The organism is Nitrospirillum bahiense (genome assembly GCF_007828025.1).
Taxonomy (GTDB): Bacteria; Pseudomonadota; Alphaproteobacteria; order Azospirillales; family Azospirillaceae; genus Nitrospirillum; species Nitrospirillum amazonense.
The window spans coordinates 136993-161364 of sequence record NZ_VITO01000001.1 but is presented as its reverse complement, the minus strand read 5'-3'; the positions used below and the strand labels follow the sequence as shown (position 1 = coordinate 161364).

At 65.6% G+C, this 24372-nt stretch carries 16 protein-coding genes; 11 read left to right on the top strand and 5 right to left on the bottom strand.

Translation table 11 applies throughout. The features are described 5' to 3' along the window. Positions 1-144 precede the first annotated feature (144 nt). The 5 genes from FBZ88_RS00675 to FBZ88_RS00655 form a co-directional block, all read right to left on the bottom strand. Positions 145-3078, bottom strand: a complete 2934-nt coding sequence (locus FBZ88_RS00675) for a TonB-dependent receptor (RefSeq protein ID WP_145614947.1) — start codon at positions 3076-3078, stop codon at positions 145-147. Positions 3079-3573: 495 nt separating this feature from the next. Then, positions 3574-5229: a tryptophan halogenase family protein gene (locus FBZ88_RS00670; RefSeq protein ID WP_145614946.1), complete on the bottom strand. Its 1656-nt coding sequence runs from the start codon at positions 5227-5229 to the stop codon at positions 3574-3576. A 121-nt stretch (positions 5230-5350) separates the two neighbouring features. Beyond that, a complete protein-coding gene (locus FBZ88_RS00665) occupies positions 5351-8221 on the bottom strand; it encodes a TonB-dependent receptor (protein WP_145614945.1) in 2871 nt (956 codons plus the stop codon). A gap of 938 nt (positions 8222-9159) precedes the next feature. Beyond that, on the bottom strand, positions 9160-9819 hold the full coding sequence (locus tag FBZ88_RS00660; protein ID WP_145614944.1) for an HD domain-containing protein: 660 nt from the start codon (positions 9817-9819) through the stop codon (positions 9160-9162). A gap of 153 nt (positions 9820-9972) precedes the next feature. Further along, a complete protein-coding gene (locus tag FBZ88_RS00655; RefSeq protein WP_145614943.1) occupies positions 9973-10500 on the bottom strand; it encodes an isochorismatase family protein in 528 nt (175 codons plus the stop codon). A 300-nt stretch (positions 10501-10800) separates the two neighbouring features. On the opposite strand from FBZ88_RS00655, the gene FBZ88_RS00650 reads away from it, so the two are divergent. From FBZ88_RS00650 to FBZ88_RS00600, 11 genes are all read left to right on the top strand, one after another. Beyond that, positions 10801-12450, top strand: coding sequence for a GH35 family beta-galactosidase (locus FBZ88_RS00650; RefSeq protein ID WP_246138430.1), 1650 nt, complete (start codon positions 10801-10803; stop codon positions 12448-12450). 73 nt (positions 12451-12523) lie between these two features. Next, positions 12524-15442: a TIM-barrel domain-containing protein gene (locus tag FBZ88_RS00645; RefSeq protein WP_246138429.1), complete on the top strand. Its 2919-nt coding sequence runs from the start codon at positions 12524-12526 to the stop codon at positions 15440-15442. Between the two features lie 312 nt (positions 15443-15754). Continuing rightward, positions 15755-16801, top strand: a complete 1047-nt coding sequence (locus tag FBZ88_RS00640; RefSeq protein WP_145614942.1) for a LacI family DNA-binding transcriptional regulator — start codon at positions 15755-15757, stop codon at positions 16799-16801. Between the two features lie 83 nt (positions 16802-16884). After that, entirely contained in the window at positions 16885-17850 is a 966-nt protein-coding gene (locus FBZ88_RS00635) for a metallophosphoesterase family protein (protein WP_145614941.1), read from the top strand. A 12-nt stretch (positions 17851-17862) separates the two neighbouring features. After that, a complete protein-coding gene (locus FBZ88_RS00630) occupies positions 17863-18213 on the top strand; it encodes a cupredoxin domain-containing protein (RefSeq protein WP_145614940.1) in 351 nt (116 codons plus the stop codon). A 12-nt stretch (positions 18214-18225) separates the two neighbouring features. After that, positions 18226-18774: a sigma-70 family RNA polymerase sigma factor gene (locus tag FBZ88_RS00625; RefSeq protein ID WP_186464126.1), complete on the top strand. Its 549-nt coding sequence runs from the start codon at positions 18226-18228 to the stop codon at positions 18772-18774. Continuing rightward, positions 18771-19562 carry an anti-sigma factor family protein gene (locus FBZ88_RS00620; RefSeq protein ID WP_145614939.1) on the top strand — a complete coding sequence of 264 codons (792 nt, stop codon included), beginning with the start codon at positions 18771-18773 and terminating at the stop codon, positions 19560-19562. Before FBZ88_RS00625 ends, FBZ88_RS00620 begins: the two co-directional genes overlap by 4 nt. 138 nt (positions 19563-19700) lie before the next feature. Further along, entirely contained in the window at positions 19701-20882 is a 1182-nt protein-coding gene (locus FBZ88_RS00615) for a fumarylacetoacetate hydrolase family protein (RefSeq protein ID WP_145614938.1), read from the top strand. A gap of 70 nt (positions 20883-20952) precedes the next feature. Continuing rightward, positions 20953-21714, top strand: a complete 762-nt coding sequence (xylB, locus tag FBZ88_RS00610; RefSeq protein ID WP_145614937.1) for a D-xylose 1-dehydrogenase — start codon at positions 20953-20955, stop codon at positions 21712-21714. An 18-nt stretch (positions 21715-21732) separates the two neighbouring features. After that, complete coding sequence (locus FBZ88_RS00605) at positions 21733-22596, top strand: SMP-30/gluconolactonase/LRE family protein (protein WP_186464164.1); 864 nt, start codon at positions 21733-21735, stop codon at positions 22594-22596. Next, a complete protein-coding gene (locus FBZ88_RS00600; RefSeq protein WP_145614935.1) occupies positions 22589-24367 on the top strand; it encodes an IlvD/Edd family dehydratase in 1779 nt (592 codons plus the stop codon). The genes FBZ88_RS00605 and FBZ88_RS00600 overlap by 8 nt, the downstream gene beginning before the upstream one ends. The last annotated feature ends 5 nt before the right edge of the window (positions 24368-24372 follow it).

Below are 24372 nucleotides of genomic sequence, written 5' to 3'. Positions count from 1 at the left end.
GGCATCCTCCCCACATGATCTTATCGTTGGCCGCCCAGCTTACGGCAGGGAACGGCCTTAAAAAAGCGGCCCTGCCTCCCCGGCCGCGACCAGCGCGACCGGGAAGAGACAGGGCCAGACAACGAGACTCCCCAGGAGAAAGCGTTACAGGGAGCCGCGGATGACGAAGGCGTAGCGCCGGTCGGCGTCCACCCAGTTGTGATAGGTCAGGTGGCCCGGATACCCCACCAGGATGCGGGTCTGCGCATCGGTCAGGTTGGCCGCTTCCACACCCACCTTCAGGTAGCTGTTGACGGTGTAGAAGAAGGACGCGTCCAACTGGCCGTAATCGTCGGACCAGGCCGGGATGTTGATGTTGGCCGCCGAGGTAGTCAGCAAGTAGCGCTGGCGCCAGTTGTAGGCCAAGCGGAACTCAAACGGTCCCTTCTGGTAGATGCCCGCCAGGTTGTAGCTCCACTTCGACATGCCTTCCAGCGGCAGGCTGGTGTTGGTCGGCGCGGCGTTGGTGACCTGGGTGGCGTCGTAGGGGTTGGCCGCCGCGTTGCGGCCACCCTCGCTTTGCACGAAGGTGACGTTGCCCTGGAAGCCCAGGCCGCTGAGGATGCCCGGCAGGAAATCATAGAACTGGGTGTAGCCGAACTCGAAGCCCTTAACGCTGCCCTGGCCGGCGTTATAGGGCTGCACCACCAGGACGTTCCGGGTCACGCCGTTGTTGGTGAACGCGACGTTCTGGGGCGACGTGGTGATGAAGTCGAACACATCCTTGTTGAACACCGCGGCGGTGATGCTGCCCGTCGGGGCGAAGTACCACTCGATCGAGGTGTCGAACTGGTTGGACCGCATCGGCTTCAGGTTCGGGTTACCGGCATAGCCCGTCCACTGATAGACGCAGTTGCCCGTGGCGCCCGTTCCCAGGCTCTGGCAGTGGCCGCTGCTATCCAGCAGGCCGGCGGTCGCGCCGATGTTCAAGGACGGCTGCAACTGCGAGAAGTCCGGACGAACGATGGACTGGGCGAAGGCGAAGCGCCACTGCAGGTCGTCGCGCAGCTTCAGGCGCAGGTTCACGCTGGGCAGCAGGTCGGTGTAGTTGCGGCCGCCGCTGATGACCGTGCGGGCGCCGTTGGCGAAGGCCAGGTCCGAGGAGGGCGCGCCGTTGAGGTTGGTCACGGTTACGAAGTTGGCGTTGCCCGAGCCCTGGGCATCGGTGTTGACAACGCGGAAGCCGACGTTGCCGTCAAACGGCTTGTTGCCGCCGAAGAAGGGCACGTCATGTTCGAAACGCACCAGGGCATAACCGGCCGTGGTCTCTTCCGTCTGGGTGTTCACACCGGCGCCGCCGCCGTTGTAGCTGCTGTAGTCGCCGTTGAACGGAACCCAGTTGCCGAACGAGTCAGCCGCCGACAGCGCCTTCAGCTGGGCCGCGACCCCATTGTAGAAGCCCTTGCTCAGGGAGGCGCTGGGGATAATGAACTGCGTCGGGACGGTCACGCCGCCGCGATAGAAGTTCTGCAGCGGCCACACGCTGGCTGACGACGCGCCGGGCGTGGTCTGGTTCAGTGTCTGGATGCCGTTGGCGCCCCAGCTCTGCACCACGCCGCCCCAGTTGTAGTTGGTTTCACGCGTGATGGACTTGCGGTCGGTGTGACGGACGCCGAAGCGGAAGGACTTCAGCCAATCGGCGTCGTCGAAGCTGTACTCGGCGTCCAGGCGCTCGGCCCACTCATGCGCCTCGTTGTTGTTATGATAGTCCATCGCCGCGTTGTAGTAGTAGTTCGCGGGATTGGAGATGAAGCTGGTGTTGGCCGGGATGCTGATGGTGGGCAGACCGCTGCCGTTCAGCGTCAGCGTCGCCGCCGGCAGGGGATTGGTCAGTGCTTCGAAAACCGTGAAGTCCAGCTGCTTGCTGGTGGCGTCGATGTACTGGGCGTCGCCGCTGATGTTCCAGTTCTTGGTCGGCGTCCACTTCATGTGCAGGGAGTAGTCGGACGTGACTGATTCCTTGATGTCATAGCGGCTGTCGATGACGTCGGGATTGTTGGTCGTGCCGCCCACGGTGTCGGCGATGGTGCCGGAGATATAGTTGCCTTGGGCGTCATACTTGAAGCTGGTACCGGCGGCTGGGCCGTTACCGGTGCCGGAATCCAGGCCGATGGCGTTTTCCAGGGACTCTTCCGTGGCTTCCGACCGGATGTACTGGGCCGTGAATTCCAGGTCGCTGCTGGGCCGCCACTGCAGGGCGCCGACGATGCCCTTGCGCTCACGCGTGAATTCCAGGCTGCGGTAGCCGAAGCCGGTGGGGACATAGACGGTCTGGCCGGGTACCAGGTCGGTGCGGGCCTGGAAGGGGTCGACCGACACGGTGTCGGTGCGGCTGGCGAACTTGCCGTCCGCGACGTCGATCAGCACACCCACTTCGCCGATGCCGGTGTTCCAACGGTCGCTGTAGAGGGCGGAACCGGACGGCTTGCCCTTGCCCACCAGGTCGCCATAGCTGTAATCGGCGGAGTAGGCGAGGATGCGCTCTTCGCTGTCGAAGGGCAGGCGCGTGCGCAGGTTAATGGTGCCGCCGATGCCGCCTTCGACCAAATCGGCCGACGGGTTCTTGTAGACATCGACGCCGGCCATCAGTTCCGACGGAATGTCGGCGAAGCTCAGCGTGCGGCCGGACTTGGCCGAGAAGCTGTCGCGGCCGTTGAATTCACCGCGCACCCAGCTCAGGCCGCGGACCTGGACGCCGTCGCCCTCAACCGAGATGCGGTCGGCGTCGCGCGGGTCGGGCGTGCGCTGGATGGTGATGCCGGAGATGCGCTGCAGGGCCTCGGTCACGCTGCGGTCGGGCAGGGCGCCGATGTCCGTCGCGGTGATGGAATCCACCATCTGCTCGGAGTTCTGCTTGATGGCCTGCGAACTCTCGATGCTCTTGCGAAGGCCGGTGACGACGATTTCCTGCAAATCATCGCCCGCCGCCGGAGAGGCGGATTGTGCATATGCGAAAGACGTGGCGCCGATCGCGCCAATGGTCAGCGCCGAAGCGCCCGCCAACATGAAATTACGATAGGAGCGATTGGAGCGTCGCATCGCGTTTCCCTTCCCTGATTTATATTATTCCACGGCAGAACCGCGGCTCTTTTTACCAAGGCGCCGCTCTGGGGCGTCAGCCTGTGGTCATATAAATCCATATGAGACTTCTCGCCGGCATGCAACCAAAGAATGTTAGCGCTCCCATCAAAAATGGTAGCGCTCCTTTACGCAATGTTAGGAAATCGCCGACTTGACCAATATCCAAACGCTCCATAGCGTAGCGAATATTAAAAAAATGTTTTTGAATCCTGTACATAGCAACTACCTCCGGTAGTCCACTTGCCTCGGCGGCGAGGTGTTGCGCGGATGCCGCTATCGGTTACAAAGACGGCGTGGTTCTGCGGTCGGCGCCCAGGTGCCACCGGGAGGTTGCCGCTACACAAGTAGGCGGGTGACTCAGGTCGTATTTTTCAGACCAGAGTCAAAAACCGCCGGAGAGAACCTCCGACGGTTTTATCAGACATTGAGCGAAGACCTGATGCGAGTGACCGCTTAGCGGGCCAGGCCGGCCATGCCGGAGGACAGGCTGGCACGGCCTGAGGGGGCGCCACCGAGGGGCGTGCGCGGGCGCAGGCCATGGCGGTAAATCTGCGTGATCAGGTCGCGGTGCCGGGGCAGGGCGGCCAGGGCCTGCTCCGTGCTGGCGCGGATGGCGGCGAACTGCTGACGCGCCTCATCCATGTGGCGGAAGGCGCCCGCCTGGGCGCTGAGATCCGTGTTGTAGCCCATGCCGTACAGCACGAACTGCCAGCTGGCCTCGCTGAAAGTGTCGAGGTTGAGGTCGAAGTCCAACCCCTCCGGCGGGCGATGGCGCCAGCGGTCCAGCAGGTCGTGCAGCGTGTCGGGCACGGTGGCCGCATCGGCGTTGTCGCGCCAGAAGGCGGTGTCGGTACGCCGCGTCAGGCAATAATGCAGCTTCAGGAAGTCCAGCGCGCGTTCATAGCGCTGGCGCATGATGCGGTTGAACTGCCGCGCCGCCGTGGCCATGTCGCCCGCCCAGGGGAACAGGCTGGTCAGCAGCACGGACGCCACCTCGATCAGGACGATGCCGGTCGATTCCAGCGGCTCGAAGAAGCCGCTGGAGAGGCCGATGGCAACACAGTTGCGCACCCAGGGTTCCGGGCGGTAGCCGGCTTCGAAGCGGAAGGTGCGGGCCGTTTTGTCGCCAGCCGCCGGGCCGATGTAGTCGCGCAACACCTGCTCGGCCCGCGCGTCGTCGGTATGGTCGGAGGAATAGACGTGGCCGATGCCGCGCCGCGTCTCCAGCCCGATGTCCCAGGTCCAGCCGGCTTCATGCGCGGTGGAAACGGTATAGCTGGGAATGGGGGCGTCCGGCTGGTCGTAGGGCACCTGCAGGGCCACGGCCCGGTCGCAGAACAGCCACTTGCGACAGGACTGATAGGGGGACTTCAGCGCCTGGCCGATCAGCTGTGCGCGGAAGCCGGTGCAGTCGATGTAAAGGTCGGCCGTCAGGGTGCCGCTCTCGCGCGTGACCACGCCAGCCACGGCCCCCGTTTCGTCCAGGGGCACGGCATCCACCGTATCGACCACGTGGCGGACGCCCAGATCCGTGGCGACGACGCGCAGCAGGCGCGCGAACTTCACCGCGTCGAAATGATAGGCGTAGTTCAGTGGTGCCGCGTAATCGGCATCGCCGGAGCGCTTGGGCGCCAGGGCCGCGTCGGCCACCCGCTTCTGCATCGTCAGCGCGGTATCCAAGGGCACGCCGTCACCGGCGGCACCCAGCAGCCAATAGGGCACCAGGTCCAGGTCTTGGCGGCTGATGGCGGACTGGAAGGGATGGAAGTAGTGGTCGCGTTCCCCGGATCCCGGGGCATGCTGCCAGTGATCGAAGCGGATGCCTTGCTTGAAGGTCGCCTCGCTCTCTCGCATGAACACCGATTCATCGATGCCGATGCGGCGCAAGGTGCGCTGGATGTTGGGGAAGGTACCTTCGCCCACGCCCAGGATGCCGATGTCGGCCGATTCCACCAGGGTGATGCGCGCGCCGCCCGGCTGGCCGATGGATAGCGTGCGGGCCAGATAGGCCGCGGCCAGCCAGCCGGCGGTGCCGCCCCCGACGATGAGGACGTTCCTGACCGGTGCGCCTTTGGCGCGGGCGCCATCGGGGGCGTTGGTGTCGGCCATGCTCGTTCCCTCCCATGATGATCCGGACCCAATAGAGCCTCAGACCTTGGCAAAGGAAAACCCCCGGCCCATGACAGACCGAGGGTTCCCTTTATCGCTACCGTGTCGCCCCTAGGGTCGATCAGTAGGTGAAGCGCACCACCGCGCTGTAGCGGCGGTCGGCCACGAACCAGCTGCGGCCATACTGCTGGCTGCCATAGCCCATCAGCGTCTTGGTTTCGCTGTTGGTCAGGTTCTGGGCTTCCAGCGTCAGGGTGATGTGGTCGTCGAAGCTATAGGCGACCGAAGCGTCCAGCGACCCGTAGTCGTCGGAGAAGATGGGCAGGTTGTAGGTGACCGTCTGGCCGGCGGCATTGGTGTAGGTGCCGTTGGTGCCGTTGGCCGTCGGGGTCAACAGATACTTGCTGCGCCAGGTGTAGGCGAGGCGGGCCGAGATCGGGCCTTTCTCGTACATGCCGGTGATGTTGTAGTTGTACTTGGACAGCAGGTCGACCGGCAGGCCGGTGATGCGGTTGCCCAGCATGTCGTAGGACAGGTCGCCGGGGCTGCGGCTGTTGATGTAGGTGAAGTTGGCGTCGATGCCCAGGCCGTCGAACGGGGCGGGCAGGAAGCTGAAGAACTTCTGCACGCCGAATTCGGCGCCCTTGATGTAGGCGGGCGAGGCGTTGAAATAGCCGCTGGACGACACCGGCATGGTCTGCGTCACGCCGCCCGGCAGGCTGATGGGCAGGTTCAGCGGGGTCACGCCGTAGGAGATGTAGTCCTTGATCTGCTTGTAGAAGCCGGCCAAGTGCACCTGGCCGTCCGGCATGTACCATTCCAGCGAGACGTCCAGGTTGTTGGACAGCTGCGGCTTCAGGTCCGGGTTGCCGGCATAGGTGGTGGCGCCGGTGATCTGCTGGTTGGCGTTGGTGATCAGGCTGATCTGGCCCGAGGCGTTCAGGGCGTTGAAGCTCGGGTTGGACATGGACTGATACGCCGCGAAGCGCAGATGAATGTCGTCCTGTGGCATGAACTGGATGTTGAACGACGGCAGGGCCATCAGGCTGTTGTGCCCGCCGCTGTTGGCGGTGAAGCCGCCCGGCAGGGTGCCCGAGGCGCCGTTGTAGAACACGGTGCCGGTCGGCTGCTGGATGGAGCCTTCGCTGCTGTTCTCGTTGTTGACGATACGGACACCGAAGTTGCCGTTCATCTTCCAGCCGAACAGGTCGTCCTCACCGAAGCGCGTCATGATGTAGGCGGATTCGGTGCGCGTCTTGGTGTGGGACAGCGTGGCGGCCGTATAGGTCACCGGCTGGGTGTTATCGCCGGGCAGGCCGTAGGCGTGGTGGATGGCCGTCAGGTTTTCCGGATAACCCTCGGCCAAGGCCCAGGACGGGAAGGCGGCGGCGCTGGGCAGGGCCGTGGCGCCCCGGAAGAAGTTGCTGAAGCCGCTGACGGTCACGTCGCCAGGGGTGGCGTTGCTCAGGTACTTGAAGGTGGACGGGTCGTTGAACGACGGCGTCAGGCCCACCCAGTTGTAGCCCGAGACGTTGTCCTTCTCCGTCCGGTCGGCGAAGCGGGCGCCGACCTTGATGGCGCGCAGGAAGCTGGACTCTGAGACCTTGTACTCGGCATCCCCCGACCACGACAGCTCGCGGCCGATGTGGTTCTCCAGGTGGTCCATGGTCGCGTACCAGATGGTGCGCGACGGATCCGCCACCTGCGCCGGGTTGCTGACCTTGATGGACGGCAGGTCGCCGGTCAGATCGATGGCGTAGCTGGGCACCGAAACCTGCGAGAACAGGTCGATGCGCTGCGTCTGCGCCTGGGAGACGGCGTACTGGAAATCAGTGTTGATGGTCCAGTTCGACGTCGGCGTCCACTTCATGCCCTGGGACAGGTCGGTGGTGACGTTGTGCTGGTTGGTCAGGCCGGGGTTGACCGTGGCCAGGCTGCCGCCGGTCTCGGAACCCACCTGCAGCGGATCCCAACCGGTGGAGCTGAGGTTGTTGGAGGTCAGCAGCCCACCCGAGGGGCCGAAGGTGCTGGTGCTGCCAGGGGACACGGTGACGGCGTTGCCGCCCGTGTTGTAGACGCCCGCCTCGGTCGACTTGCTCCAGTAATCCGAGCGGAAGCCCGTCTGGTAGAAGGTCAGGTCCGGGTTGGGCGACCACTGCAGGGCCTCATAGGCGCCCAGGCGCTTGCGGTCGAAGTTGCCCGAACGCCAGTCGAAGCCGCCCGGAACGTAGACGTTCTTGCCGTTGAAGGTCTGCGGGAAATAGGGCTCGACCTGGATGGTGTCGTGGCGGGTGCTGATGTCGCTGTAGGCGACGTCGAACATCGCGCCGATCTCGCCGATGCTGGTTTGCCAGCGGTTGGCGTACAGGATCGAGGCATCGGGCTTGGTCTGCTGGATGAAGTCGCCGTAGTTCGCGCCGACGGAGCCGCTGATGGTCTGCTTGTCGTAGTCGAACGGCATCTTGGTGCGCAGGTTGACCGAGCCGCCGATGCCGCCCTCGATGATGTCGGGGGTGCCGCTCTTGACGACGTCGATGCCGGCCAGAAGTTCCGGCGGCACGTCCTCGAACAGCAGCGCGCGGCCGCCGTTGGCGCTGAAAGCCTCGCGGCCGTTCAGGGTGCTGCTGACCTGGGACAGGCCGCGCACGGTCACACCGGAGCCTTCCACCGAGTAATGGTCGGGATCGCCCACGGCGGCGAAGTGGGTGATGGACACGCCGGGGACGCGCTGCAGCACTTCGGTCACGCTGTTGTCCGGCAGCTTGCCGGCGTCGTCGGCGGAGATGCTGTCCAGGATCTGGTCGGCATTGGCCTTGCGCTTGGCGGCGTCGGAAACGGCGAAGCGCTGACCGGTGACGACGATCTCCTGCAGTTCGTCATCGGCGGCGGCGGCTTGGGCCCGCGCCACGGAAGCGGCGGTCAGGGCGCCGAGAACCAGCACGGACGCGCCGGCCAGCACGAAGGAACGATAGGAATTCTGGGGCCAACTCATGGCGTTTCCCTTCCCTGGGTATCTTATTTTCGTGGGTCGAGACCCACGCGTTTCGGCCCGGGGTGCCGCCGTTCAGCGCGTCACACCGTAGTCATATAAATGCATATGGAGATTCATGGGGGCCTGCAACGGGAGAATGTTAGCGCTCACATGAAAATTGGTAACGGTCCCTTTCCGCGGACGGTTATTTTGCAAATTACCCAATAAAATCAATATACTCAACTAAAGGTGTGTGTTGCATGAAGGGCACAGAGATACCTTTGCAGGAGGTGTTCGCCACCGTGCATTTCGTCGCGGAAAAAAGGGTTTTCTGACCGAGCGGTCGGCCTGACCTGAGCCATATCTAACTGATTAACCTTGATATATCGGCAGCGCCGTCGATTGTGTGAACGGCTCTGGCAGGCTGAGGCGTTCCCTGTCGGGCTCGATGCCGGCAAGGACAACCGGAATGACGTCAAACTCGGCGCCCAGGTGGAGTCCACACGTCAAGATGGTAGTGTTCGCCAGCCCAAATCCGTGCAATTCTGCCATGATATTATCAAATGTACGGCGCTTCGGTGCGATTTATGGCTGATATTTTAAGTAAATACTGCAATTGGTTTCCAGTCACACAATATAAGTTTCAATCATTCACCGAAAATCATGCCGCCAACCCGGCTCAATCTAAGTATGATAAATATCTTCGCCGGTAAATGACACCGTTGTCGGTGCGCCTGCCGGTGAGCCCGCCCCGGTTACGGACGTTTTGTTTGGTATAGGTCCGAAAATCGGGTGAATGGGGCGATGATGATCTCGAAGGCGGTGGCCAGTGACGGGGGTGGCGGGGCGCGACGGCGCCGGGATTCCCCCGATCACTGCGACCAGTTGTCCGCTCGTCCGGCGTGCGCCGCACGTGGAGGCTGCGGAACGTTCAGGGAAGGGCGTCTCGGTCCACGATCTTAGCCATGCCAATGCGATCCGCGGATGACGCTGCAGAAGTTGCCCCGATGGAAATGCGGTTCCTTGTCGGCGATCACGTCGGCCTTGACGTTGCCGAAGGTGGTGTCGGGCTTGTGCTTGATGCCGTCGTAGAAGGCCCGGATGATGTCTTCCTTGAAGGTGGGCGTGCGCGGGAAGGCAGCCACCACGGCGTCGCGGATATGGTCCGGATACTGGTCGTAGGTCAGCCCCAGCACATCCATCTCCACCCCGGCGGTGGTCAGGGCCACAACTGGATGCATGAATTCCGGGATGCCGGGCGTGGTGTGCAGGGCGATGGCGGTCCACACCGTGTCCAGGTCGGATGGGGCGATGCCCCGGCTTTTCAGAAAGTCGCGGGCGGCGTTGGCGCCGTCGACCTCAAAGCGCAGATGAGCGCTGCTGTGCGCCGGCATCAGGCCTGTGTCGTGGAACATCGCGGCGGCGTAGAGCAGTTCCGCATCATAGGTCAGGCCGCGCTGCGCGCCAGCCAGCGCGCCGAAGAGATAGACCCGGCTGGAATGGTTGAACAGCAGCTCGGTTTCCGTGTCGCGAATATAGGCGGCGATGTCGCGCGCCAAGGCGCTGTCCGGAATAGCGACACCGCCGACGGCATCGGGGGAGATCAAGGGGGTGGCCATGGGATCCTCCTGGGGTCGGGTGTGCCGGGCCAGGACGGCGCCGGCCACAATTATATGCGCCGGCGGTGTTCGCCGCCGCAACGCGACCCGGGGAGGGATTCCTGCCAATCATGCCCTGTTTCCTGCCAGGGCCCGTTTACCGCCTGGAAGCCCTTATTTGATCAGGGCGATGACCTCGCGGAAGCGGGGATGCTCCGCGCTTTCCAGCCATTCGAACACGGCCATTTCGATGGTGATGATCTCCGCCCCTTCGGCCGCCAGGCGGTGCAGGCCGGCGGCCTTGTTCTCCGCCGTGCGCGAGCCTACGGCGTCCCCCACCACGCAGACGCGGCGTCCCCGCTCCAGCAGCCCCAGCGCCGTCTGCAGCACGCAGACATGCGCCTCGCACCCGGTCAGCACCACGGCATGGTCCGGGGGCAGGCGATCGATGAGGACGGGGGTGGCGTCGAAGGTCATCTTGGGCAGGACCGATGCAGCATCGGGCGCCAGTTCCGGCACGGTGGCGCCCAGCCCGCGCGGGTTCTGCTCAGTGAACAGGGCCGGAATGTCCATCAGCCCCGCGGCGCTCAACAGGCGCCGGGTGTTGGCCACCACGCCGCCGCCATCCTGGATGACCGGCATCAGCCGGGCCTGCAGGTCGATCACAGCAAGGGTGCTGCGGCGGGGATCAAGGCGGGGCACGGCTAGGCTTTTCGGCTGGGGTGGGGAGCGTGAAACCCACTATGCGAGAGGGTGCCCGCGTCGGCAACAGCGGCGGATCGCCTGGGATTGACGCGAACGGCTAGGCCGAAAGTAAGAATACGTAGCGTCATGAGCGCCTGGTAGCGCTATCAGACATGCGGATTGATTTGATATCGCCGACGCGTATGATCGCGCCCGGGCCACTATGATCATATAAATGTGGTCAGTGCCGGATGGGATGGGGCTGGCGTGACCGGCGCCCTGAATAAAGCGATACGGGCTTGGGAGGGCCTGCCGATAATGCGCATTTCGACCATGAAGAAGGCTGGCCGTTCCCTGCTGATGGCGGCCACCATGCTGGCGGGCCTTGCCCCCGTGGCGCACACCCGGGGGGCGCAGGCCGCCGATGGGCATAGCGCCGAGATGCCGCGCCTGGTGCGCGAGGACGGACGCTATGCCCTGATGGTCGACGGCGCCCCCTATCTGGTCTTGGGTGCCCAGGCCAACAATTCCAGCAACTGGCCCTCGGTGCTGCCGCAGGTGTGGCCGGCGGTGGAACAGGTGCAGGCCAACACCCTGTTCATGCCCATCGCCTGGCAGCAGATCGAGGCAACGGAAGGCAAATTCGACTTCAGCTTCCTCGACACCCTGCTGGCGCAGGCGCGGGAGCACAAGAAGCACCTGGTGCTGCTGTGGTTCGGCACCTGGAAGAACAACGGCCCGTCCTATGCGCCGAATTGGGTGAAGCTGGACAACGACCGCTTCCCCCGCGTCGTGGGATCCAAGGGCGTCATGCGCGGTTCCCTCTCGCCGCTGGCTCCCGCGACGCTGGACGCCGACAGGAAGGCCTTCGTCGCCTTCATGCGCCACCTGAAGCAGGCGGACGGCCAGCAGCACACGGTGCTGATGGTGCAGGTGGAGAATGAGACCGGCACCTACGGTGCCGTCCGCGACTTCACCCCCATGGCGCAGAAGGTGTTCGAGGGCAAGGTGCCCGACGATCTGGTGAAGGCGCTGAAGAAGCAGCCGGGCACCTGGAAGGATGTGTTCGGCAAGGACGCGGATGAGTTCTTCCACGCCTATTACATCGCCCGCTTCGTCGACCAGGTGGCGGCGGCCGGCAAGGCCGAGTACCCCATCCCTATGTACGTGAACGCCGCCCTGCGCGACCCCTTCAAGGACCAGGACCCGTACAGCTATTCCAGCGGCGGCCCCACCTGGAACGTGCTGGACATCTGGAAGGCGGCGGCCCCCAGCATCGACCTGATCGGGCCGGACATCTACGATCGCGGCTATGATTTCTACATCAAGACGCTGGAGCAGTATAAGCGGCCGGACAACGCCCTGTTCGTGGCCGAGACCGGCAACGACAGCGTCTACGCCCGCTATGTCTTCGCCACCCTGGGCCACCAGGGCATCGGCTTCGCGCCCTTCGGCATCGATTACACCCGCTATGTGAATTACCCGCTGGGCGCGGCCAAGATCGACGCGGAGGCGCTTGAGCCCTTCACCATGAACTTCAAGCTGCTGGGCTCGATGAACCGCGAGCTGGCGGCGCTCAGCCTGAAGGGCAAGGTCTGGGGGGCGTCGGAGCCGACGGCGGATCACAGCAACACCCTGGACCTGGGGCCGTACAAGGCCACCATCAGCTATGGCCTGCCGCAGTTCGGCGATGCCAAGCCCACCGGCAACGACAAGCCCTGTGGCGGCGTCGTCATCGCCGAGATGGCGCCCAATGAGTACCTGGTGGCGGGATATCACGCCCGTGTCGACTTCGCCCAGACCATCAAGGCCGGCAAGAACGGCTTCATGATTGCCAGCGTGGAGGAGGGGCACTTCGAGAACGGCAAGTGGGTGTTCGAGCGCCTGTGGAACGGCGACCAGACCGACTACGGCCTGAACTTCACCTCCATCCCCCAGATCCTCAAGGTGCGGTTCGCCACCTACTGAGCCGGCTGACCGGGCTTGGCGCCAATGCCAAGCCCGTCCCTGTTTTCCCGATCTTCTCCCACGGAGAATCGCCATGAACATTCGTTCCTGGGCCTTGGCCTCTGCCGCCTTGGCGCCCGTGCTGCTGCTCGCCTCCTGTGAGACGGCCAAGTCCCCGTCCGACGTTGCCGCCAAGGCGGTGTCGGCGCCGTCCTTCCAGCAAACCGCCGACGGCGTCGTGGTCACGGTCACCGGCGCCGCCGTCAAGAAGGTGCGGCTGCAGGTCATCAACGACCGCATCGTCCACATCACCGCCGTGCCGGGTGACAGCCTGGATCTGCCCGCCAGCCTGATGGCCGTGGCCAAGCCCGCCACCGGCGGCTTCCAGGTGGCGGAGCACGGCGGCCAAGTCGTCCTGACCACGCCACAGCTGCGGGCCGAGGTCAGTGTCGCCAGCGGCGCCGTCAATGTCTTCGACGCCAAGGGGCAGCCCCTGCTGACGGCGGTGGATGGCGGCAGCTTCAAGCCCGCCACCCTGCCCACGGGCGAGGCCGGCTTCTTCCAGGTGCGCCAGCAGTTCAACCGCGGCACGGATGAGGGCTTCTACGGCTTGGGCCAGCACCAGAACGCCCAGATGAACTATAATGGCGAGGACGTCGAACTCGCCCAGCACAACATGGACATCGGCATCCCCTTCGTGGTGTCGACGCGTAATTACGGCGTGCTGTGGGACAACAACGGCATCACCCGCTTCGGCGATGCCCGCGAATACCCGCTGATGTCCAAGGAGCTGAAGCTCTTTGATGCCGACGGCAAGGAGGGCGGCCTGACTGCCCGCTACTACCAGGACGGCAAGCTGAAGCTGACCCGCGTCGAAAACGACATCAATTACCAGTACATCAAGGATCTGGCCGCTTGGCCGGAGGAGGTCGGCGGCAGCCGTGTCAACGCCAAGCAGCGAGCCACCAAGGACAAGTCGGTGGTGTGGGAAGGCAGGATTGAATCCCCGGTGGACGGCGTCCACCGCTTCCAGGTCTATGCCAGCGGCTATTTCAAGGTGACGCTGGACGGCAAGGTGGTCATGGACCGCTGGCGCCAGGACTGGAACCCCTGGTACCACAATTTCGACCTGCCCATGGTGGCGGGCAAAGCCCAGACGCTGAAGGTGGAGTGGGTGCCGGAAGGGGGCTTCATCTCCCTGATGCATCAGAATCCATTGCCGGATGGGGAGCGGCATGAGCTGTCGCTGACCTCCGATGTCGCGCGCGCCATCGACTATTACGTCGTGGCGGGGAAGGACATGGACGACGTCATCGCGGGATACCGCCAGCTGACGGGCAAGGCGGTGATGATGCCGCGCTGGGCCTATGGCCTGTGGCAGAGCCGCCAGCGCTACAAGACGGCGGACGAGCTGACCGGTACGGTGGCGGAGTTCCGCAAGCGCAAGCTGCCGCTGGATAACATCGTCGAGGATTGGTTCTACTGGCGCGAGGACGACTGGGGGAGCCACAAGTTCGACCCCACCCGCTTCCCCGACCCGCAGGGCCTGGTCGACACCCTGCACGGCCAGAACGCCCACTTCATGATTTCCGTGTGGCCCAAATTCTACCCCACCACGGACAACTACAAGGAGCTGGATGCCAAGGGCCACATCTACCGCCGCAATGTCGAGGTGCATGAGCACGACTGGGTGGGCAAGGACGGCTATGAGAACGCCTTCTACGATCCCTATTCGGCGGAGGCGCGGCAGATCTATTGGCGCCAGATCAATGAGAACCTGAACAAGCTGGGCATCGACGCCTGGTGGCTGGACGCGTCGGAGCCGGACACCCACTCCAATCTCGACATCCCGGAGCGCATGCTGCGCATGGGCCCCACCGCCATGGGTCCGTCGGCGGCCTTCTTCAATTCCTACCCGCTGATGCACACCAAGGCGGTGTATGAGGGCAACCGCGCCGCCAACCCGGACAAGCGCGCCTTCATCCTGACCCGCTCGGGCTTCGCCGGGCAGCAGCGCAACGCCGCCGCCAGTTGGAGCGGTGACGTCGCCTCGCGCTGGACCGACCTGCGCAACCAGATCTCGGCCGGCGTGAACTTCTCCCTGTCCGGCGTGCCCAACTGGACGACGGATATCGGCGGCTTCGCCCTGGAAAAGCGCTATTCGGCCAAGAATCCCAAGGCGTCCGACGTGGCGGAGTGGCGGGAGCTGAACCTGCGTTGGTTCCAGTTCGGCGCCTTCTCCCCCCTGTTCCGCTCGCACGGGGAATTCCCGTACCGCGAGATCTACAATCTCGCGCCCAAGGGCTCGGAAGTTTACGACAGCCTGGTCTGGTATGACGAGCTGCGTTACCGCCTGATGCCCTACATCTACACCCTGGCGGCCGACACCTATCACCGCGACGGCACCATCATGCGCGGCCTGGTGATGGATTTCCCCGACGACCGCGAGGTCTGGGGCATCAATGACCAGTACCTGTTCGGCCATGCCTTCCTGGTGGCGCCAGTGACCGACTACCGGGCGCGCAGCCGGGCCGTGTATCTGCCCTCGGGCGCCCAGTGGTACGACTTCCAGACCGGCAAGCTCTATGACGGCGGCCAGCGTATCGCCGCCGATGCGCCCCTGAAGCGCATGCCGCTGTTCGTCCGTGCCGGGTCCATCGTGCCCACGGCGCCGGTGACCCAGTACACGGGACAGATGCCGGATGCGCCGCTGACCCTCGTCGTCTACACCGGCGCCGATGGCCATTTCGACCTCTATGAGGACGAGGGCACGACCTATGGCTATGAGCACGGCGCCTTCAGCCGCATCCCGCTGTCCTTCGACCAGGCGGCGGGCACGCTGACCATCGGCGCGCGCGCCGGCAGCTTCCCCGGCATGGTGCAGGAGCGTGTGATCAACGTCCGCTTCATCGGCCCCGGTGCCCAAGCGGCCCCGGCCGACTTCGCCGTCAAGCCGGACCAGACGGTGCGCTACAGCGGTCAGGCCGTGACGGTGGTGCGGGCCAAGGCTTGAAAACGTCCGTATAGTCAAGTCCTTACGGGGGAAAAGCCTCGCTGCTTTCCAGGTCTTGCAAAGCGGCGGGGCCTTTTGCCGACTCGCCAGCAGGCCCCGAGTCCAAGTTGCGATCCTTATGAGCCTGTATTTGGCGCCTCTTTAACGCCGTCCGCCCATGTAAAGGGCACTCGAACATCCCTGCGGGCCTGCATCCCAGCCGGTTTTTACACAAAACTGTCAGCAGGCGATTGCGCAAGTCCCAATGGTACTGCTATCACCGGTCCAAACCGGCAGTGGATGCGCGGATCCGATAAGCGGAGCAGGAAGCGTATGGAAAAGCGGCGTGGGCGGAGTTCGCAGGGGGTCACCATTCGTGAGGTGGCGGCGCGCGCCGGTGTTTCCCCGATGACGGTGTCCCGCGTCATCAACAATGAGAACAACGTCACCCCGGCCACGTCCGCCGCCGTAATGGCCGCCATCCAGGAACTGAAGTACACGCCCAACCCCGCGGCCCGCCGTTTGGCGGGATCGGAAACCTTCCGCATCGGCCTGCTGTACAGCAACCCCAGCGTCGCCTTCCTGAGCGAATTCCTGCTGGGCGCGCTCGACGAAAGCAGCAAGACCGGCCACCAGCTGGTGGTGGAGAAGTGCGGCGCCACCGCCGCCACGGAAAAGGCGGCCCTGCAGAAGCTGCTGCAGAGCGGCGTCGATGGTGTCGTCCTGCCGCCGCCACTGTGCGAGGCCAAAAGCATCCTGGCGGAGATCGCCAAGTCCGGTGTGGCTGCCGTGGCCGTGGCCGCCGGTCAGCCGGGCCCCGATGTCGCCACCGTGCGCATCGACAATTACAAGGCCGCCCACCGCATGACCCAGCACCTGTTGTCGCTGGGTCACCGCACCATCGGCTTCATCAAGGGCCACCCCAACCAGACCGTCAGCGACCAGCGCCTGCACGGCTTCCTGGATGCCCTCAGCGAGGCGGGGCTGGATCCCACGGCGGCCCCGGTTGAGCAGGGCTACTTCAACTACCGGTCCGGCCTGGCGGCGGCGGACAAGCTGCTGGCCCTGCAGAACCGACCCACCGCCATCTTCGCCGCCAACGACGACATGGCCGCGGCCGTGCTGGCCACGGCCCACCGTCTGGGCCTGAACGTGCCGGTCGACCTGTCCATCGCCGGCTTCGACGACACGCTGATCGCCGGCACCATCTGGCCGGCCCTGACCACCGTGCGCCAGCCCATCGCGGCCATGGGGCGGGCGGCCGTCAGCATGCTGCTGGACGAAGTGAAGCGCCGTCGCGGCGGCGGCACCGGCGCCCCGGCGCAGCAGCTGCTGCGCCACACGCTGGTGGAACGCGAGTCGACGGCGGCCCCCTCCTGAAAATAATTTCCGTCGATCGGGAATAAGCCGGGGCACCGGCCGGTCTTGCCCCCTGGAACCACCTTTTCCAGGGGAGCGGCGTCATGGCCAAGCAATCTTCCGTACCTGAAGACGAGATCGACACGGGGCGTCGGCACGCCCTGAAATGCATGACCTGGGCCGGCACCGGCCTGGTGTGGAGCCTGGCCGGCGGCGTACCGCTGACGGCTGGCCTGCTGGGGCGTGACGCGCAAGCGGCGCCAGTCAACGCAGGGCTCGCCTTCGTCCAGATCAGCGACAGCCATGTCGGCTTCGACAAGCCGGCCAACCCCGACGCGCTGGCCACCCTGCGGGAGGCGGTGGCCGGTGTCCGCAGCCTGCCGACCAGGCCCGCCTTCGTCATCCACACCGGCGACATCAGTCACCTGTCGCGCGATGAGCAATTCGACGCCGCCGACCAGGCGTTGAAGGAATTGGGCGTGCCCGTCTTCTTCGTGCCCGGCGAGCACGATGTGCTGGACGACGGCATGGGCGCCGCCTATCTGGCGCGGTACGGCAAGGGGCCCAATGGCAAGGCGCTGGGTGCCGGCTGGTATAGCTTCGACCATGCCGGCGTGCACTTCGTCGCCCTGGTCAATGTGGTGAACCTGAAGGGCGGCGGGCTGGGTAACCTGGGGGAGGATCAGTTGGCCTGGCTGGCCGACGACCTGCGCGCCCTGTCCGCCAGCACGCCGGTGGTGGTGTTCGCCCACATCCCGCTGTGGACCGTCTACCCCGAGTGGGGCTGGGGCACTGACGACGGCACCCGCGCGCTGGGCCTGCTGGCCCGCTTCGGCAGCGTCACCGTGCTGAATGGCCACATCCACCAGATCCTGCAGAAGGTAGAGGGCAACGTGGCCTTCCACACCGCCCGCTCCACAGCCTTCCCCCAGCCGTCACCTGGCAGCGCCCCGTCGCCGGGGCCCATGAAGCTGCCGGCGGACAAGCTGCGCGGCGCCCTGGGCGTCACCACCGTCACCTATCGCGCCAAGGCCGGCCCGCTGGCCGTCGTCGACGCCACCCTCGGTTAAGCGAGAAAATCCATGCGTTCCTTTATTCATGCCGCGCGCGTCGCGGCCGTGCTGTTCTGCGCCCTGGCGGGACAGGCTCAGGCCGAAACCGTCGAGATCCGCATCGACAATTTCACCTTCAGCCCGGCGGAGGTGCATGTGGCGCCGGGCACCACCATTGTCTGGATCAATGCTGACGACATTCCCCATGCCGTGGCCGCCAACGACAAGTCCTTCAGGTCCAAGGTGCTTGATACGGAGGAGAAGTACAGCCGCACCGTGGCGGGGCCGGGCACGATCGATTACTTTTGTTCCCTGCACCCGCATATGACCGGTCGCATCATCGTGGATGGCAACGGCTCGGGTGGGGCAGGGGGGCATTAGGAGGCGGGCGCCTTGAGGGGTGACGAGACGGCGGACAGGACCCGTCGCTTCCAGGACCAGGTGCTGATCCACCTCGACGCCGCCTATGGCCTGGCGCGGTACATGACGCGCGACCCGGTGGCGGCGGAGGATATCGTCCAGGACGCCTTCCTGCGGGCACACCGCGCCTTCGACGGCTTTCGCGGCGGCGACGCCCGGGCCTGGCTGCTGACCATTGTGCGCAACAATGTCCACAGCTGGGCCGCTGCCCGCCGTGACCGGGCCGAGCAGGCGCTGGAGTCGGTGCCCGGGCAGGGCGCGGACATCGCCGATGAGGCGGCGCCGACCCCGGAGGCCTGGCTGGCGGCGCAGGAGGATGCGGCCGACCTGCGCACCTTGATCGAGGGACTGCCGCCCGCCTTTCGTGAAACCCTGCTGCTGCGGGAGATGGAAGAGATGTCCTATCGCGACATCGCCGCCGTGACCGGCGCGCCCGTGGGGACTGTCATGTCGCGGCTGGCCCGGGCGCGCGACCTGCTGGCCGCCGCCTGGCGGCGGCGAGAGGCTGGAGAGACGAGATGACGGCATGCCCGGACAAGGCGGAGCTGCTGCACGGCCTGCTGGACAATGAACTGGACGCGGCCCATGCCCGCGAGCTGGAGGCGCACATCGCCACCTGCCCGGCTTGCGCCGAAGCGTTGGGGGAACTGCGGGCCCTGCGCGCGCTGCTGGCTGATCCCGCCCTCCGGCGCAAGGCGCCGGCGGCCTTGCGCACCCGCATCCTGGCGGACATCGGCGCCGTCGATCCGCTGCATCATGTCGGCAAGTCTCAGGGCCGGCCCCGGTCCCGGCAGCTGCGCCGCTGGGGCGGGGCGGGGATGGGTGTCGCCATCGCCGCCAGCCTGCTGCTGCTGATGGTGGCCCCATTCGGGGGCGACGCGGCGCTGGAACGGGAATTGGTGGCGGGGCATGTCCGCTCTCTTCAGGCGCAGCACCTGCTGGATGTGCCGACCAGCGACCACCATACGGTGAAGCCCTGGTTCGCCGGCAAGCTGGATTATTCCCCGCCCGTGCCGGAACTGGCGGCAGCGGGCTTCCCTCTGCAGGGCGGCAGGCTGGATTATCTGGCCGGCCGGCCGGTGGCGGCCTTGGTCTATCGCCACGGCGCCCATGTCCTGAACCTCTATGTCTGGCCCGGCGACGGTCCCCGCCAGCCGGCCTTCGAGGCGCGTGATGGTTACAACCTCATGAGGTGGCGGGACGGCGGCATGGCCTACTGGGCGGTGAGCGACGTGGGTGTGGAGGAGATGCACGCCTTTGCCACAGCTCTGGCCGGGGCCGTCGCGGCCCAGAATCCTGGCAAACCTTAGCGCGAAACCTTCGTGCGTCCCGCGTCGAATTCCGGACTGGTATGGTAACGTCGCCTTGACAGCGCTTCTCCCTGGCCTCTAATGTTAGCGTTAACAAGGGCCGCCTGGCGATAACGCACCTTGGGAGGAGTTCAAGAGATGGGGTACCCGGTCGACACGCCGGTGCAGACTACGCACGACAGCATTTTTCCCGAGGACAGCGCGGACGCCGTTCTGTTGGGCCGCATCGACGCGGGCGAGGGGCCGACGCCCATCCTGATCCGCAACGGCGAGATTTTTGACCTGTCGGGCGTGGCCCCGACAGTCTCGGAATTGATGAACCGTCTTGAGCCCGGCCAGATCCCCGAGGGCAAGTCCATCGGCCGCGTGGCCGATTGGGACCTGAACCCCACCTGGGCCGGTGGCACTAAAGGCGCCAAGCTGCTGACCCCGATCGACCTGCAGTGCATCAAGGCCGCGGGCGTGACCTTCGCCGTATCCGCCCTTGAGCGCGTGATTGAGGAACGGGCGCGCGGCGATGCCGGCAAGGCCCTGGAAATCCGCCAGGCCCTGTCGTCCCGCGTCGGCACCGACCTGCGCCTGGTGAAGCCCGGTTCCGAGAATGCCGCCCGCCTGAAAGAGGCGCTGATCGCCGACGGCCTGTGGTCGCAATACCTGGAAGTGGCCATCGGTCCCGACGCCGAGGTGTTCACCAAGGGGCCGACCCTGTCCGCCATGGGCTGGGGTGTGGAGATCGGTGTGCGCGCCGACAGCCATTGGAACAACCCGGAGCCCGAGGTGGTGATCCTGTGCGACGGCCAGGGCCGCGCGCGCGGCGCCACGCTGGGCAATGACGTGAACCTGCGCGACTTCGAAGGCCGCAGCGCCCTGCTGCTGTCCAAGGCCAAGGACAACAACGCGTCCTGCGCCATCGGGCCCTTCGTCCGCCTGTTCGACGACACCTTCACCATGGACCACGTCCGCGAGGCCGTGGTGCACCTGAACGTGACGGGTGAGGACGGCTTCGTCCTGGATGGCAAGAGCACCATGTCCGAGATCAGCCGCGATCCGCTGGACCTGGTCGGCCAGACCCTGAACAAGAACCACCAGTATCCCGACGGCTTCGCGCTTTTCCTGGGGACGCTGTTCGCGCCGGTCGAGGATCGCGACGCGCCGGGCCGCGGCTTCACCCACAAGACCGGCGACATCGTCAGCGTCTCCAGCCCGCGCCTGGGCACCCTGGTCAACAAGGTGGTGCCCTGCCACGAGGCGGCGCCCTGGACCTTCGGCCTGACCGAACTGATGCGCAACCTGGCCCGCCGCGGCCTGCTGAACGGGTGATGCCGCTGGCGCCACCCACCCAAATCCGTTCTTTTGGGCAAACCCTTTTCTGTTGGGCCTGAAATACATCATGACGCACGCCATCTATCCCAGCCTGCGGGGCAAGCGGGTCATTGTCACCGGTGGCGGCTCCGGCATCGGCGCCGCCATCACCGAGGCGTTCGTCCGTCAGGGCGCCCAGGTTTCCTTCCTGGATATCGCGGAAGCCGACAGCCGCGCCCTGGAGCAATCGCTGGCCGAGGGCGCGGAGCACGCGCCCAAATTCTATAAGTGCGACCTGACCAACCTGGATCAGCTGAAGGCGACGCTGGCGGAAATCCAGAACGCCGGCCCGGTCGACGTGCTGGTGAACAACGCCGCCAACGACGACCGCCACACCATCGAGCAGATCACGCCGGAATACTGGGACAACCGCATGGCGGTGAACCTGCGGCACATGTTCTTCGCCAGCCAGGCCGTGGCCGCCGGCATGAAGGAACAGCGCCGTGGGGCCATCATCAACTTCGGCTCCATCTCCTGGCATGTGGCCTTGCCCGAGTTGCTGATCTACCAGACCGCCAAGGCCGGTATCGAGGGCATGACCCGGGCCCTGGCCCGCGACCTGGGTGAGCACAACATCCGCGTCACCTGTGTGGTGCCGGGCGGCGTGCGGACGGAGCGCCAGATGCGCCTGTGGCACAATCCAGAGGAAGAGGCCCGTATCCTGTCGCAGCAGTGCCTGAAGGAACGGGTGGATCCGCCGCACGTGGCCGCCATGGTGCTGTTCCTGGCCTCCGACGATGGCCGCATGTGCACCAGCCACGAATACTTTGTCGACGCCGGCTGGCGCTGAGGATTGGGGCCGGTGACGATGGAGCCGCGCTGCATCTGGGCTTTGGGCGCCACCTTGGGGGAGGGACCGGTGTGGTCCCCCCGCGACCGGGCCCTGTGGTTTGTGGACATCAAGAAGCGGCAAATCCACCGCTTCCGCCCCGCGGATGGGGATACCCGCAGTTTCGACGCGCCGGACCAGCCGGGCTTCGCCCTGCCGCGCGCCGGGGGTGGTTTGATCGTGGGCCTCCCGGGAAAGTTGGCCCGTTTCGATAGCGAAACGGGTGTGTTCGAGCCCTTGGTGCCCCTGGAATGGGATCGGGCGGGCAACCGCCTGAACGACGGCTTCGTCGATGCCCAGGGCCGGCTGTGGTTCGGCTCCATGGATGATGCGGAAGAGGGGCCGACCGGTGCCCTTTATTCCTGGACCGGAACGCTGAAGCGCCACGTGGACGGCATCGTCATCACCAACGGGCCCTGCACCAGTCCGGACGGACGCACCTTCTACCACACCGATACCCTGGGCAAGACCATCACCGCCTACGACCTGTCGGCAGACGGTACGCTGGACAATGGCCGCCTGCTGATCACCATCGAGGACGGGGCCGGCTGGCCCGACGGAACGGTGGTGGACGCGGAGGGCTGCCTGTGGGTGGGCCTGTTCGGCGGCTGGGCCGCCCGCCGCTACTCCCCGGCAGGGGAGCTGCTGCAAGTGGTGCGCTTCCCCTGCGCCAATATCACCAAGCTTGCCTTCGGCGGCGATGACCGCTTGGATCTCTACGCCACCACCGCCGCCAAGGGCCTGAGCGACGATGATCGCGCCGCCCAGCCGCTGGCCGGCGGCTTGTTCCACTTCAGGGCCACGGTGCCGGGCCTGCCCCCGGCGGAGATTGCGTATGGTTGACCGTCCTTCTGTGCGATTCCGCTCCCGCGATTGGTTTGACGCGCCGGACCGGATCGACATGACCGCGCTCTATCTGGAGCGCTTCATGAACTACGGCATCACGCCGCAGGAACTGCGCTCCGGCAAGCCCATCATCGGCATCGCCCAGACCGGCAGCGACATCTCTCCCTGCAATCGTATTCACCTGGATTTGGCCAAGCGCGTCCGCGACGGTATCCGCGACGCCGGCGGCATTCCCATGGAATTCCCGGTACATCCCATCTTTGAGAACTGCCGTCGTCCGACGGCGGCCATGGACCGGAATCTCGCCTACATGGGCCTGGTGGAGATCCTGTACGGCTATCCCATCGACGCCGTGGTGCTGACCACCGGCTGCGATAAGACCACGCCCGCCGGCATCATGGCCGCCAGCACGGTCGACATTCCGGCCATCGTCCTGTCCGGCGGCCCCATGCTGGATGGCTGGCACGAGGGCGACCTGGTGGGGTCCGGCACTGTCATCTGGCGCAGCCGCCGCAAGCTGGCCGCCGGCCTGATCGATGAGGAGGAGTTCCTGGACGCGGCCGCTTCCTCCGCGCCGTCCGCCGGCCACTGCAACACCATGGGCACGGCCAGCACCATGAACGCCGTGGCCGAAGGCCTGGGCCTGTCGCTCACCGGCTGCTCCGCCATTCCCGCGCCCTACCGTGAGCGCGGGCAGATGGCGTACGAGACCGGCCGCCGCATCGTCGACATGGCCTACGAGGATTTGCGCCCGTCCAAGATCCTGTCGCGTGAAAGCTTCCTGAACGCCATCAAGCTGGTGGGCGCGCTCGGTGGTTCCAGCAACGCGCAGCCGCACATCAACGCCATGGCCCGCCACGCCGGCGTGGAGCTGACGGCCGACGACTGGCGCATCCACGGCTATGACGTGCCGCTGCTGGTCAACATGCAGCCGGCCGGCAAGTACCTGGGCGAGCGCTTCCACCGCGCCGGCGGCGTGCCCGCCGTGATGTGGGAACTGCAGCAGGCGGGTAAGCTGTTCGACAAGGCGATGTCGGTCACCGGCCGCCCCATCGGCGAGAACCTGGAGGGCCGCGAGAGCCCGGACCGGGAGATGATCACGCCCTACAGCGCCCCTCTGAAGGAGCGTGCCGGCTTCCTGGTGCTGAAGGGCAACCTGTTCGACTTCGCCATCATGAAGACCAGCGTGATCTCGGAAGAGTTCCGCCAGCGTTACCTGAGCGAGCCGGGCCGCGAGGGTGTGTATGAGGGCCGCGCCATCGTCTTCGACGGGCCGGACGATTACCACGAGCGCATCAACGACCCGGCGCTGAACATCGACGAACGCTGCATCCTGGTGGTGCGCGGCGCCGGTCCGCTGGGCTTCCCCGGCTCGGCCGAGGTGGTGAACATGCAGCCGCCAGACGCGCTGCTGAAGGCCGGCATCACCAGCCTGCCCACCATCGGCGACGGCCGCCAGTCCGGCACCTCGGACAGTCCGTCCATCCTGAACGCCTCGCCGGAGAGTGCCGTGGGTGGTGGCTTGGCATGGCTGCGCACTGGTGACACCATCCGCATCGATCTGAACCAGGGCACCTGCGACATGCTGGTGGACGATGCCGAGATCCAGAAGCGCAAGGCCGACGGCATCCCGGCCACCCCGCCCAGCTACACGCCGTGGCAGGAGATGTACCGACAGACCGTGGGCCAGCTGGACAGCGGCGGCTGCATGGAGCCGGCGCTGAAGTACCGGGGCGTCGTGGCGCACCCGCCGCGGCATAACCATTGATTTGA

Bases quoted from the DNA above. Each gene is read 5' to 3' on its own strand.
- FBZ88_RS00620 (WP_145614939.1), top strand. From the start codon at position 18,771: ATGACGGCATGCCCGGACAAGGCGGAGCTGCTGCACGGCCTGCTGGAC.
- FBZ88_RS00650 (WP_246138430.1), top strand. From the start codon at position 10,801: ATGCGCATTTCGACCATGAAGAAGGCTGGCCGTTCCCTGCTGATGGCG.
- FBZ88_RS00675 (WP_145614947.1), bottom strand. From the start codon at position 3,078: ATGCGACGCTCCAATCGCTCCTATCGTAATTTCATGTTGGCGGGCGCT.
- FBZ88_RS00615 (WP_145614938.1), top strand. From the start codon at position 19,701: ATGGGGTACCCGGTCGACACGCCGGTGCAGACTACGCACGACAGCATT.
- FBZ88_RS00670 (WP_145614946.1), bottom strand. From the start codon at position 5,229: ATGGCCGACACCAACGCCCCCGATGGCGCCCGCGCCAAAGGCGCACCG.
- FBZ88_RS00600 (WP_145614935.1), top strand. From the start codon at position 22,589: ATGGTTGACCGTCCTTCTGTGCGATTCCGCTCCCGCGATTGGTTTGAC.
- FBZ88_RS00660 (WP_145614944.1), bottom strand. From the start codon at position 9,819: ATGGCCACCCCCTTGATCTCCCCCGATGCCGTCGGCGGTGTCGCTATT.
- FBZ88_RS00630 (WP_145614940.1), top strand. From the start codon at position 17,863: ATGCGTTCCTTTATTCATGCCGCGCGCGTCGCGGCCGTGCTGTTCTGC.
- xylB (WP_145614937.1), top strand. From the start codon at position 20,953: ATGACGCACGCCATCTATCCCAGCCTGCGGGGCAAGCGGGTCATTGTC.
- FBZ88_RS00645 (WP_246138429.1), top strand. From the start codon at position 12,524: ATGAACATTCGTTCCTGGGCCTTGGCCTCTGCCGCCTTGGCGCCCGTG.
- FBZ88_RS00640 (WP_145614942.1), top strand. From the start codon at position 15,755: ATGGAAAAGCGGCGTGGGCGGAGTTCGCAGGGGGTCACCATTCGTGAG.
- FBZ88_RS00665 (WP_145614945.1), bottom strand. From the start codon at position 8,221: ATGAGTTGGCCCCAGAATTCCTATCGTTCCTTCGTGCTGGCCGGCGCG.
- FBZ88_RS00635 (WP_145614941.1), top strand. From the start codon at position 16,885: ATGGCCAAGCAATCTTCCGTACCTGAAGACGAGATCGACACGGGGCGT.
- FBZ88_RS00605 (WP_186464164.1), top strand. From the start codon at position 21,733: ATGGAGCCGCGCTGCATCTGGGCTTTGGGCGCCACCTTGGGGGAGGGA.